Raw genomic sequence first — 12,888 nt, forward strand, 5'->3', positions numbered from 1 at the left:
GATATAATTCGGATAACGAAATTGGGCTTCATTTTCTTTCCAAGGTACTCTTAATATGTTGAGAGGAGTTTATTATGTTTCCATCTATCGGGGATATATACTGCAGCTTTAATGAGCAAATGCAACAATATACGGCGTGTCAGATCACTGCTTTGAAAGAAACAGAAGATAAAAAACCACGTCAACTAGCCGCGATTCTGCAATTGAACTGGTCTGGAGATCAACTCCCAACGGAATCCGAGCTTGACGTGATGAAACCGCTGATCTGCAATTTCTTTTTTTGGAATGGTACCTTAGAGCATAACTATGTAAAAGCGGATGTTCCTGTATCCTATATTTTAGTCGGCAACCGACCTCCCCTAATTACCGAAGAATCACGAAGTTACAGTTCGGGTTGGCCGGTCGGAGAAAGCCTGTATCGTCAGCGGCAATGGGAACTCATCGATGAAAGCCGCAGAACTCTTTTTAAGCAGGCAGCTCATGACCACAGTGACATCACCGCCCGCGGGATTAAAATGCGACGTAACACCAGCACGATTCGTAACTTTATTCCAACTTCAGCTGACGATGTAGCTGAACTTGAGGCACTTCCGTGTCTGACCCATATCGAGATGAATGGGTACCACGAGGCTATCATTCCTTTTCTGAAGGAGAATCCCTTCGTTTATGAACTTCATGTACAGAACCACGGGCAACGTATACTGAATTTCAGTCAAACGCATTTGACCCGGCTTGTTGTGGATGCTAGCGGGATGGAAAAGATTATACTAAATGACATGATGGATTTCCTAAGTCTCACTGGCGAGATCAGTCCAGGTCTTCTTATTGATACTACTGGAGACGGACAGCGGCTGACCTTAAGTATAGCGGAAACTTTGCCAGAAATTCGCGGTCTTTCTCGTCTAAGTAGCCTTCAATTGTACAAAATCAAGGAGCTTGATATTGAATCTGTCGTTCAAGGATATCCTGAACTTTCCGAATTACGCTTGTGGGGTAAACCCGGCACAGTATCCGGTATTCATTCCATTCAACATTTAAAGTCCTTGCAAATGTTCAGCACGAATGATCTATTTGGTTTTGATGGAGATCAATTTCCAAGTCCCGAGCAACTTCCTGAATTACATACGCTTTGGATGAGCAGTCTCCCGGCAGAAGCAGCCAAGTCGATTAAAACCCGATATAAAAAAGTTGCTGAAACCCGAATCGATCTCGATATCACTCAGCCTCGTAAACCGGAATGGCTCGCTGAAAATCTGAACAATCCATTTCGGGATTGGGACGGACGGGAACAGATCAAGGCAGTACATGCCAAAAAAGCCGCGCAGTTGTATAAACAATTTCTGAAGCGGATTCGTGAATTGAGCCAGAGAAATGATTATGAAGACACACTCTCCGATCAACTCATTTCGTTTACTCAGGAGTATACACAGACGTTTAATCAAATGGATGCCAAATGTGAATGGATTGGGACGATTGAGCTTGAAGAGATTGCTGCTGTACTTGCGGGCTTGATCGATCAACTAGAGGATCAGTTGAAAACAAACCAGCCACATTCCTTGAAGATTGATCGGGAGCAGTTATACGAAGTCTTCGATCGGACTAGAGACTTTTAGAGCAGATCGTAAAAAGAAGACCACAGCCTATCCCCTATTCAAAGGGAAGGATCTGTGGTTTTCCTTATGTTATCTAATGAGTTATGAAGCCTCAACCGTTGTTCCACAGTACTCACAATCCGTGAACTGTTTCCTATACGCCTTTACCTTCGCCCCGCACCCCGAGCAGGTCACTGAAACTTGCCTTGGTGCTTCTTCAACCTTCTCTTCTTCGTCTTTAGCATACTTGTCGCTGTTTATATTTATCTCTGTGTAGCTAAGTGATTGGTTATTGGTATAAATCACCGTATTACTATTGTAACTTGAGTAACCATTTCCAATTTCTTGGGGCCGATAAGTATTTTCTAGTGCCGGATCTGAATCACTCCTATAGTCCCCTCCATAAAATTGTTTTTGAGGAACCTTTTTTCTTTGGAGTAATTTAATCGCTGAAAATATAAAAATAAACTCTAATACCAGAAGCACTACGAAGGTGACCGGATTACTTCCAATGTTTTTGTGATCACCTGCATTAAAAAAGGCAATAGGCATACCAATTGCATAGATCAAAAATATCAATCCAAAAATCGCTCTGATCATGATAATTCCTCCAAAGAACACTCTGTACACTCAAATAATCTATCACAAGTCTTCACTCTCAAGCTTCAAGCAAGTCAGTGAAACTACGAAGTTCTCATCGTTGTCCCACAATACTCACAGTCCGTGAACTGTTTCCGATACACCTTTACCTTCGCTCCACACCCCGAGCAGGTCACTGAAACTTGTCTTGGTGCTTCTTCAACCTTTTCCTCCCGCTGTTCTTCATCTTCTTTATCATACTTGTCACTGTTTATATTTATCTCTGTGTAGCTGGAGTTACTATAGCTGTCCCCATTTTCATGATCTCGACCCAAATCACTCCGATAGTCCCCACCATATAATTTTTTTTGAGGAACCTTCTTTTTCTTAAGTAATTGAATAGCGGAAAATATAACAATAAATTCAACAAGGATAAATGCCCATATTGTTCCATTCTCAGTATCCATAAATGCAATCGCTTGAACTATGGCAAAAATAATAAGTAGTATTCCAAAAAACTTCCTCAACGTACACCCTCCTAATACAACCTTCCATTAAGTTATAAAACTTAAGAAGTTCTCACCGTTGTCCCACAATACTCACAATTTGCCGACAGATTTGAATAAACCTCCACTTTGGCCCCACATCCCGAGCAATGAACGGATACTGGTTTATTTGATTCGTTGTAGTTACCTTTAGGGTGTATATCCTTAAGATGTTCTTGATCATTTGTTGCATGTTGATCATTACGAGTCGATTTAGAACGAGACTTAGGTCGACCACACATTTTTATTCCCGTAACCAATACAATAACACCAGGGATAAAAAGTACGATTAAACTAAACACGGCTAGACCCGCTTCATCCGCCATCATCATTAATGAGAATAGAATGGTTATAAACGAGATGATGATTAATATAATTCCAAAAAACCTCTTCACTTGCTTCTCCCCCTAAAACATGGTTAAGATTTGAGCGAAAGAATCTGTTGATTTCTTTCTTTTAGACGAGACATCAATCGGGATAATTGCATAGCCACACGTTCACTATTTACTACTTCTCCTGCCTCATACTGAGTAGACAGTTCTTCTTTCAACAATTCAATATCTATAAGAATCTGACGATCATTATACTGCACGGCAGCTGGAGCGACTGGATCGCTATATTTAACCAGCTCAATGATGGCTTCTACTGACTTCCTGTCCTTTTCCACATTCAACATTGGATGTTTATCCATCATATCAAGCAACTGATACATGGCGTTCTCAATCGATTTCCAGTCAGTAATATTCAATTGCTCGTTGGCTTCCTGCTCACTTCCTGATCGAATATAGATCATTAAAATAGCGCACAAAATGAAAGCAAGAGCCGCAGTGATTACATGTAACAAAACAAACCAACGCAGTGCATAATCTGCGAAACCTACGAATAACGCATAAAAAATGACACACCCCAGATAAATGATTAATACAATGCCTATAGCTGTGTAACCTGGGACAAAACGTTTAAAGCGATCCATATTTTGCATCACATGACGCGCATAAATCCACAAAGTCGTCATCGCAACGTACGATGCGGCAAGATTGATCCAGAATGGAAATGATAGAATATCGTTGCTAAACATCGTAAATGAGATGATCGAACTTAAAATTAAACAGACAAGATAGATTACATCTAGAATAAAAACGTTGCTCCGTTTCACCATCACTAAGCCTGCCCCCCTTCTTGCAGATTATTTCCGCAATCGAGACAGAATTTCTGACCAGGTTGTACTTCATGTTGACATTGATTACACTTCAACGTTAAATCTGTACCACAGTTTCCACAAAATTTAGTGTGAGGCCCATTCATGTGGTTGCAATTAGGACATGGCCTTGGCATCGGCTCGTGACACTTCATGCATTCAGACGCATTCTCCGCATTATCAGCCCCACATGAAGGACAAGCATAATATTTGTCACCGCAGTTCGGACAAAACTTAGTTCCTTTCTCCATCGTGTGACCACAATTATTACAGTCCGTTGTTGCAGATTTTCCAGCTAATGATTTTCCGCATTTACTGCAAAAAGAGCTCTGTTCCTGATTCGGATGTTGACAATGCCCGCACAAGCGTACGGCAGGCGTTTCTGTTGTTGTAGACATGACTTTGGACATTTCAGACATTCCGCTACTAAACGAACCTCCCAAACCAACGCCCATGCCCATACCAAGACCTGCGCCCATAATATCAGACTGCATGCTTCCTTCATTCTTGGCTGCACCTTCAAGCGTGTCGAATGAGCGTTCCTGCTGATAGGTGTATCCAATGATATCCATTTCCGCTTTGCGCGCGAGTGCTTCCCGTAATCGAATGACCGATGGGTCTTCTTCGGGCAAATTGACATTATGAATGTATAGATTGATAAGTTCGATTCCAAACTCGTCAAATGTAGAAGCGATGTTGTCCGCAAAGTGTCGTGATATTTCAGCGATATAGGCATTAATTTCTAACACACTTACTTTTCTATGTATTAAATAGGAAGATAGCATCGAATTGATATTCATCGTAATTAATCCACGGAAGTAGTTCACCATATTGAGCTGATTAAACTCTGGCAGTGTTCCTACAAGTTTGACTAAAAATTTTCGTGAATCTGAGATTTTCATGCCCATTTGCCCAAAAGCTCTAACAGGCACAATAATATTATATTTCGGGTCCTGAACCTGAATCGGATTCGCAGTTCCCCACTTGACGTCCATAGCACTTACTTGATTCACATACCAGACTTCTGCAGCAAAAGGGGACTTCCCTCCAAAAGGAAGGTTAATAAGTCGGTTTAGTATCGGGATGTTCGCTGTACTTAAAGTGTGCCTGCCTGGACCGAACAGATCAAGGGCCCTTCCATCCTTAAAGAGTATAGCCTGTTGAGATTGATTTACAATTAACTGAGTCCAAGTTCCCAATTCAGTCTCCGGATGTTTCCAGGCAAACACGTCGGGCGAACCGTCATACTTGATTACATCAATAATAGCCATATTCTATTCCTCACTTTAGCTTAAAATACTAGATTTCAACATCTATGATCCCAACCAACACAATCATAAGATATATTAATATTCGTCAATTATCGTCTTTTTTCATGTTTAGGCATTGCTATTTTACCATTTCTAACCTTCTTACGCACTAGTATAGTTCATATTTCATGAGATATTTTTCCTAATTAGGCACCACTTTGAGAAAACTCAAAAACCTCTTGCAATCGCAAACGCGTTATGCAAGAGGTTTCACAAATCAAGACACCACTCTATCTAATTCAAAAGCCGTTCAATGTAAACCTCTGGTTCTTCCAAAAATTGTTCAAATGTGCATAATGTGCCCTGCTCCTGATGTTCAATATCGGCATAACCTATCATCTTTTTGCTTGGATTCCAGACGATGAGCATATGAGAGTACTGATCCAGATCAGAGGATAAACGCAATAGCTTCTGCCTGCCCATCTTCATCTCCACCGTATCTGTCAACGAAAAGAATTCAATATAACCAACGCCAGCGGGACAGCTTGGCAGGTCTATTCGGCGTGAACCTTCGGTCATAAAACGGATTAACGTTTCGGGGAGCTTGTATGATTGTAGTGCATGCAGTTTATTGCTCAGATTATGGAACTCCTCAGGCTCGTGTGATTTCAAGTATTCAGCCATTTCATTATTTTTCTGACTGACCGCAATCGTGTAGGCCCGCTCCCCATCCTTCTCCTGCAATGTCACATCCGCACCTTGTTCGACCAAATATTTGACCATTCGCATACTGTTCTGCCGTGCAGCTACGGTGAGCGGTGTCGCTTTGTACGGATAAACCATATCCGGCTCGTTGTAGTTGATGTCCACACCCTCATTCAGCAGGTATTGAACCGTTTTCATATCATGATCTGATACTGCTTTTCGTAACGTTTTGCCGCCATATTTGCGGATGTCCAACCCAAGGTCGTTCAACACCGAAATATTCTTTTTGTTCCCGTAGTATGCCTCGTCGTATGCACTTGATTTTAACCGGCTTAGTCCGTTCAATTTGGCTCCTTGCTCAACTAAATAACGAATCACATCTGCTCCACCGTAGCGCACCGCATATAAAATGGCTGGATGGTCTTTAGCATTGATCTCGGCTCCTCGCTCCACAAGAAGTCTGATCACCTTCGACTGATTACAGATCAATGCCAGGTCAAGCGGACGAAGCGTAATGTTCGAGCTTAATGCTATTTTTTCTTCCAAGTCCATTCCTTGCTGTATATATGCTTCAACACGGGCAACATCTCCTTGGTAGATTGCGAGGGCTGGATCAGGCAACGCTTTGAACGTGCCTTGATTACCGATTTTGTACATAAGTTTGGCCTCCTCTGCAATGAAATAATGAAATTGATGTTTGTTGAGCTACCCAAATGAATATGCTAACATAGTGGGCAACCCTTTGGAATCTACATACTAAATACATAACGAACACAGAAAGGACACTATGAATTCCCTAAACCTTCATCATACATTGCAACAGATCATTCCACCGCTGGATCTCAGAAGCTGTCTGGTCAGTGTACGCGGGGAGATCGTTTACAAGCATTTTCGGAACACACAGGCTGAGACAGATATCGCCAAAATCAATTCATGTACCAAGAGCATCATCTCTGCGCTCATCTGTATCGCCATGGATCAAGGGCTACTGCCCGAGGCAGGCACGCCCATATCTACCTTTTTCCCGCAGCTTACTTCTGATCCTGACCCACGTAAACCAGCAATTACCCTAGAGCAACTGCTTACAATGACAGCCGGATTTAACTGGGACGAGTTCGGCGGACAAAATTCGTTTCCACGGATGACACGTACGGATCATTGGGTTAATTTCGCTTTAGAACAGCGTTTGCGACATGAACCTGGCACACATATGGAATACAATTCGGGAGTTTCCCAGATTCTATCCTCAATATTAATGCAACATGTAGGCATGAGTGTAGCAGCGTATGCCGAGCGTTATTTATTTGGCCCACTTGGCATTCAAGATTATGAATGGGAGCAAGATCCCCAAGGTGTACACACGGGTGGATTTGGCCTGAGACTGCTGCCAACCGACTTGCTCAGATTCGGACAACTCTACCTTCAGGAAGGGAAATGGGAAGGAAAACAGCTTATTTCCAGCCAACTCGTCCAACGTTCAACCCAGCCCTTCATCACGGTCTCACCACCAAACCATGGCAGTTACGGATGGCACTGGTGGGTGGATCAATATGCAGGTCAACATCTTGACGATAACTCGGTCCCCCAACACCGACCTACGGATTCAGAGCTTCTCCAATCACTAGATTATTACTACGCCAGAGGATTTGGAGGTCAGTATGTATATGTTGTTCCCGAGTTGGAACTTGTGACAGTACTGACCAATGACAAACGCAAGAAGGAAAAGCCACCCATCGACGTATTCCCCAGATTCATTGTGCCTGAATTGTGGAAGCTAGCTACCTTTTCCGAATAAATTTACAATGATTCCAAGTGAATATTGCAAACCTAAACCCTTGCCTGGAAGGATTGATCGTTAAGCGGAAAGGCAAGGGCAACTCAGACGTTGGGAATTAACCTGCTACGGCGTTCTCCCTTCTGTCCGTTTCAGGGCAATTGTCTACGATCCGATATTTTCCAACCTCAACTCTCCCTTTACACCATTGCTTCCTCTACAGCCAACGTTATAGGATAAGGCCCTGACTCCTGATTTGTAATAACCACAAGTTGAATCCCATGCTTGGGATACACGCCAGACATAAACGAAACACCTGGGTCAAAACCCATGATATGAGCCTTAAATATTTCTTTTTCACGTAACTCCAGCCATATCCCCAAACCATAAAATTCCTCGTCCTCATCGTGCGCGTAGGGTGTCAACAAATACCGTGTCATCTCCTCACCGAGCAACGTATGCCCCAGCAGAGCATCCCAGAAACGAATCATATCTGGTGCGGTTACATAGGCTCCGCCATCTGCTCCACCTTGAACAGGGATCGAAAAAATATTACTAGTCCATGTCCCGTCGTCAGCATCGATATATCCAATAGCTGTGTTACGCGGAAGCTGATCTGTCAGGAAATAACCTGAATCTTGCATACCCGCACGTTTGAAAATATGTTCCTCCACATATGTTGTAAAGGCCAAGCCAGTGTATTGCTCCACAATGAGTCCGAGTACGATAAATGCCGCATTGTTATAATGAAATTTCTCACCAGGAGCAGACTTCATTGGCAGATGTTGAAACATAGGCAGAAAATCACTGAGCTGTCGCATCACATACACGGGTCTGTCTCTCCACAACGCTGAAAAATCATCCATCACGTCCTCATCAAAATAATCCGGTACGCCAGAAGTATGGGTCAGCAATTGGTGCACTGTGATCTCTGAATCCCACGCCGGAAACGTAAGGTTTAGGACATCCTTTAATTTGGAGTCTAACGTAAAATGTCCTTGCTCAATCAACTGACCTATACTTACAGCTGTAAAAACCTTACAACCCGAAGCAATACCAAAACGTGTATTCACATCATTCAGAAGTTCATCACTGCGGTTCGCATACCCTCGCACCATCTGAAAAAGGGTCTCCCCCTCCTGTTTGCACAGCACAACACCCGAAAAATCTTTTTGTTCCATAACCTCTTTGACTTTTTCCCTGACCTTTACTGCATCCAGCATATCGAAGCACCTACACTTTCTTATCATTGGTTTGTAAACTTCGTTGATCTGGTCCAGACCCTCTCGCATTCAGCAAATAATATAACGTGAGATAGACAGTAAGAAGAAACGTTCCAAAGAACATACAAAACGCCAAGGAGGGCCGGCTAACACTTTCGTGCATCAGCCTGATTAACAACTCACGATTAGTCAATGCATCCCAACTGTTTAACCGATAAACCCGTCCAAGCAGAACACCATAACTGCCAAGAGCTGTTCCACCCAGTACAAATATCCATGACGCCGCACGTCCCAACCGATCATAGATGACTTCCTGAATCTGATACATGGATAGGAAGCCGATCAGCAGTCCTGTCCACACAAACATCAGCACAACCATCAGATCATACCAATAGTGAAACTCGGCAAGGCTTCCAGAGAAATACCTTGAACTCCTTGACGTCAGGTGAAGCAAATCCGTAACGATATACGAAGAGTTGGGGAAAAATAACAGCCACATCATCGCACTCGGTATCGCGATCCATATGGCTCCTTTCCATTTCAGACGGCCCAAACCATAGGTTAGGGATGAGAATACAAATGGAATCCAGCCCAAAAACAAATTCCAGATTAGGAAACGGAAATACCGCTGATTCAGCCAGTCGGCCGCTATGTAATACAACCCCAGCGTGACAACCGTAACTGCACTAAGAAAAACAAACATGTGCATATAATTTAGTTTTCTCAATACGTACAACCTCACTTGTGTTGAATTCAAAATCTACTTCATTCATGGCATATATTTACTATTTTTGAAATCTATTAGATCATACCATGTATAAACCTAGAATCAAATTTATGATAGATAAACGAAAGTATATTAGACGGTATATAAAACAAAAAAGCGACAGTCCTTTTTAAAAAGAATCATGTCGCTTAATTGAGTAGTCACAGTTAAACATTTCATTACTATTATTAGTTCATAGTTGCACAGTTGCCAGTTTGTTTGGATTGATAATGAGATACACGCCATGGATTCGCTTCCCTGAAGCATCCATTTCCAAACATAACACTTCAGTGACCTGCCCATCTTTCATTAAAGCGAGCTGAGGCTCGCCATTAATGAATGCAGGCTTCCACATTCTTTCTCTTAACGAACGTAGCACTCTAGGAGAGGTAAGGATGGCGAGCACACCTTTATGCACATGCATTGTTCGCATAATCGTGCGTGCTACGCCGCCGCCATCCGCTGCGAACACAGGCTGATCTGTCAACAGCTCCAGCATAGCTGAAACATCATGTTGTAGAAATGCCGTGGTGAAACGGCTAAGCACTTCTTTTTTAGTTTTCCAATTGGCAGTCACATGCTCTATCGTTGGAAGTTGTTCAGGCAAATTTCGTCTGGCACGACTGTAAATCTGTCGACAGTTGCTTTCTGTTTTCCCCAGCCATCCCGCAATCTCCGAATAGTCATGCTCAAACGCTTCGCGTAGCACAAAAACAGCCCGTTCCACGGGTGACAGACGTTCAAGCATAACCAGATAGGCGTACGAAATCATTTCTTTTTGCTGTATCGCTTCCTCTGGCGTATTAACTAATTCATGAACACCAAGCGGCTCGGGAAGCCATTCCCCGACATAATGCTCCCTCTGGTTGCGAGCAGAGTTCAACAGATTCAAACAGCGGTTCACGATGAGTTTTCCAATGTAAGACTTGGGTTGGTGAATAAGCTGATTCCTCAACCTTTGAAGTTCTGCGAAGCAGTCCTGAACGATATCTTCCGCCTCAGTCACACTGCCCAGCATTCGATATGCGATCGCGAAGGCATAATTCTTATACTGTTTATACAATGCACCAACATCCAGAGAAGACGGTTCCGGCGTATACTTATGTTGATTAGAATCAGAATTAAGATTGGACTGCATAGGATCGCCTCCTCTGGCTTGGTTCGTTTATCGTTTATTTTTCTCGTTTATCATGTTAGTTAAAACATCCTGGGTACATGCCTGTCGTAATGGCAATACGGTTCCAACTGTTGATTGAATTAATCGCCATAATCAAATTAACGATTTCAGTTTCGCTGAAGTGTTCACGAATTTTATTATACAGCTCAAGTGGAACCCCATGCTCCGATATTCGCGTCACAACCTCGGCCATCTCAAGCATAACACGTTGTTTCTCCGTAAATATAGGCACTTCATGCCACACACTGAGCAAAAGAATATGATCCCCATAATCGCCAAGCTTCATCAAGTCTTTAGCATGCATATCTATACAAAAGGCACAGCCATTGATCTGAGAGACACGAATTTTCAACAACTCATATAACACCTTATCTTCAAATTGCCCGGATACATATTGCTCCAACGCCATCATAGCTTTGAAAGCACCAGGGTTCGCCGCTCTGTAATTCATACGTAAATTCATATTCATTCTCCTCCATCATCTGCTCTCATTTGGTCTACATACTGAAGACAAATAACGTATGAAGTTTGTGACATCTCGCGAGAAAAAAGATTAAAAAACAAAAAAGGCGCTCTTAGTTGAACGCCCTTATCGTTATGATGCTTCATAATAAAGATTATCGTAATCATGCCAGATCTGCTTATCATAAAGCTCACAGTAATGAGAACAAAATACGAAATAGATTCGTACAAGCAAGAGTAAATAGAGGAATATGATTCAATTTAGGCCTTATCATCCGAGTTTAATTGCACCGGGATTTCGCTATAGTATGGGCATCCCGGTTCGTGGATAATACGCGGATCTACCCAAGTACCCCAATGTGGAAGACGATTCACATAAGGAGGCATATTGGGTTGGATGTTGGGTGGCGTATTAGGCTGTACATTAGGCTGGATGTTGGGTTGAACATTGGGTTGCGTGTTTGGTTGAGTGTTAGGTTGTACGTTCGGTTGTACGTTCGGTTGTACGTTCGGTTGAATGTTTGGTTGGAGTTGAAGTGGTTCGATGTTAGGTTGAAGATTCGGCCCCACATTAGGCATAGGATTGGATGCAGGAGCAAAATGTGTTTTACAATCTTTTGGCGGGCCGATAATCACCGTTTTTTGAATTGGAGCCAAGGCTTCCTGCACTTTATGTTCATCCAGACAATAGGTGTGAGCCAGTACTTTCGCGGGAGTCAGTCGCAAAATATCAGAGCCGAAGATCGCTTCAGGCACAGGGGCATCAAAGATCGCGAGCAGATGTGTGTGATCTGCCGTCGCCACTTCATAGTGCCACCATCCTTGCGGTACGTTAGCGGTCTGCCCTGGTGTAATGGGGAAATGAAGCAGTTCATTCGTGAACGGGTTAATGAGGGAAACAACCGCCGCACCGCTGATGCAATAAACGAGCTCGGTCGCGTTTTGATGAATGTGAGGTTCAACGACATTGCCTGCACTCAAAAAAATATCCAATAAAGAGCTGTCGCCCAACGTATTGAGCTGTTTTACCGAAAGTGCATTAATGTAATTATGCTCATCTTTCTTGAAAAGCGGATTGTTGCTCAGATCATACGTAAACTGCGTAGTCGGTAAAGTGAAATCCATGTACGAGGTTGCCAAAATAAAACGCCTGCCCTTCGCTCTCGGTTTAGGTGGTACCCTATACCTCAGCGTATGCCTAGCGCCCAGATCGGTGAGCCCATTTCTACTGGGCTAAGTTGCTGTGTCAGCGAGTGAAGAATCCGCATAGGCTGATATCATCAATCCAGACATTGGAGGCTTGTGATATGTCATATGTTCCAGGTGCATCATCAACCCAGCAATCTGTAGGCTATCCTTATCCTTATTATCCGCCACCGCCACCCCCTTACCCTTATCCATACCCCTATCCTTATCCACCGGTAGTGCCTTTTCCTCTTCCTTTTCCCATAGGTGGACTTGGACCATGGTGGCATGGTGGTTATCCAGGACATTATCCGGGATATCCGGGAGGCCCTCACGGCGGCGGTCCAGGAGGACATGGGGGCCATGGCGGACCGGGCGGACCCGGTGGATTTCATGGTCACCGTTTTTTTCAGTGGTAGAACCGGAAGCCTT

The 12,888-nt window shown here is 43.3% G+C and carries 13 protein-coding genes and 1 pseudogene; 3 read left to right on the forward strand and 11 right to left on the reverse strand.

All coding sequences use genetic code 11. The features are described from left to right. Positions 1-74: 74 nt before the first annotated feature. Positions 75-1,613: a hypothetical protein gene (locus BLQ13_RS05660; RefSeq protein ID WP_090916941.1), complete on the forward strand. Its 1,539-nt coding sequence runs from the start codon at positions 75-77 to the stop codon at positions 1,611-1,613. An 81-nt stretch (positions 1,614-1,694) separates the two neighbouring features. Here BLQ13_RS05660 and BLQ13_RS05665 read toward each other — a convergent pair whose 3' ends face one another. From BLQ13_RS05665 to BLQ13_RS05690, 6 genes are all read right to left on the reverse strand, one after another. Then, on the reverse strand, positions 1,695-2,192 hold the full coding sequence (locus tag BLQ13_RS05665) for a hypothetical protein (protein ID WP_090916942.1): 498 nt from the start codon (positions 2,190-2,192) through the stop codon (positions 1,695-1,697). 83 nt (positions 2,193-2,275) lie between these two features. After that, positions 2,276-2,698 (reverse strand): hypothetical protein, encoded by a 423-nt coding sequence (locus tag BLQ13_RS05670; RefSeq protein ID WP_090916944.1) that lies wholly within the window; start codon positions 2,696-2,698, stop codon positions 2,276-2,278. 41 nt (positions 2,699-2,739) lie between these two features. Continuing rightward, positions 2,740-3,111 (reverse strand): hypothetical protein, encoded by a 372-nt coding sequence (locus BLQ13_RS05675; protein ID WP_090916946.1) that lies wholly within the window; start codon positions 3,109-3,111, stop codon positions 2,740-2,742. 23 nt (positions 3,112-3,134) lie between these two features. Then, the gene (locus BLQ13_RS05680) at positions 3,135-3,878 is read right to left on the reverse strand and encodes a hypothetical protein (protein ID WP_139168857.1); all 744 of its coding nucleotides are present in this window, start codon (positions 3,876-3,878) and stop codon (positions 3,135-3,137) included. Continuing rightward, on the reverse strand, positions 3,878-5,185 hold the full coding sequence (locus tag BLQ13_RS05685) for an SPFH domain-containing protein (protein WP_090916950.1): 1,308 nt from the start codon (positions 5,183-5,185) through the stop codon (positions 3,878-3,880). Before BLQ13_RS05685 ends, BLQ13_RS05680 begins: the two co-directional genes overlap by 1 nt. 273 nt (positions 5,186-5,458) lie before the next feature. Continuing rightward, positions 5,459-6,526 carry an ankyrin repeat domain-containing protein gene (locus tag BLQ13_RS05690; protein ID WP_090916952.1) on the reverse strand — a complete coding sequence of 356 codons (1,068 nt, stop codon included), beginning with the start codon at positions 6,524-6,526 and terminating at the stop codon, positions 5,459-5,461. 130 nt (positions 6,527-6,656) lie between these two features. On the opposite strand from BLQ13_RS05690, the gene BLQ13_RS05695 reads away from it, so the two are divergent. Then, positions 6,657-7,664, forward strand: a complete 1,008-nt coding sequence (locus BLQ13_RS05695) for a serine hydrolase domain-containing protein (RefSeq protein ID WP_090916954.1) — start codon at positions 6,657-6,659, stop codon at positions 7,662-7,664. A gap of 179 nt (positions 7,665-7,843) precedes the next feature. On the opposite strand, the gene BLQ13_RS05700 is transcribed toward BLQ13_RS05695, so the two are convergent. The 5 genes and pseudogenes from BLQ13_RS05700 to BLQ13_RS29080 all read right to left on the reverse strand — a co-directional run. Then, positions 7,844-8,866, reverse strand: a complete 1,023-nt coding sequence (locus BLQ13_RS05700; protein WP_090916957.1) for a serine hydrolase domain-containing protein — start codon at positions 8,864-8,866, stop codon at positions 7,844-7,846. A 10-nt stretch (positions 8,867-8,876) separates the two neighbouring features. Continuing rightward, complete coding sequence (locus BLQ13_RS05705) at positions 8,877-9,593, reverse strand: DUF1361 domain-containing protein (RefSeq protein ID WP_090916959.1); 717 nt, start codon at positions 9,591-9,593, stop codon at positions 8,877-8,879. A 232-nt stretch (positions 9,594-9,825) separates the two neighbouring features. After that, positions 9,826-10,770 carry a sigma-70 family RNA polymerase sigma factor gene (locus BLQ13_RS05710; protein WP_090916961.1) on the reverse strand — a complete coding sequence of 315 codons (945 nt, stop codon included), beginning with the start codon at positions 10,768-10,770 and terminating at the stop codon, positions 9,826-9,828. 55 nt (positions 10,771-10,825) lie between these two features. Continuing rightward, a complete protein-coding gene (locus BLQ13_RS05715; protein ID WP_090916963.1) occupies positions 10,826-11,272 on the reverse strand; it encodes a carboxymuconolactone decarboxylase family protein in 447 nt (148 codons plus the stop codon). Between the two features lie 607 nt (positions 11,273-11,879). Next, positions 11,880-12,396, reverse strand: a pseudogene (locus BLQ13_RS29080) (cupin domain-containing protein); the annotation flags it as partial. 182 nt (positions 12,397-12,578) lie between these two features. On the opposite strand from BLQ13_RS29080, the gene BLQ13_RS28230 reads away from it, so the two are divergent. After that, positions 12,579-12,875, forward strand: a complete 297-nt coding sequence (locus tag BLQ13_RS28230; protein ID WP_139168858.1) for a hypothetical protein — start codon at positions 12,579-12,581, stop codon at positions 12,873-12,875. The last annotated feature ends 13 nt before the right edge of the window (positions 12,876-12,888 follow it).

Origin of the sequence: Paenibacillus polysaccharolyticus, from assembly GCF_900102085.1 — a bacterium.
Lineage (GTDB): Bacteria > Bacillota > Bacilli > Paenibacillales > Paenibacillaceae > Paenibacillus > Paenibacillus polysaccharolyticus.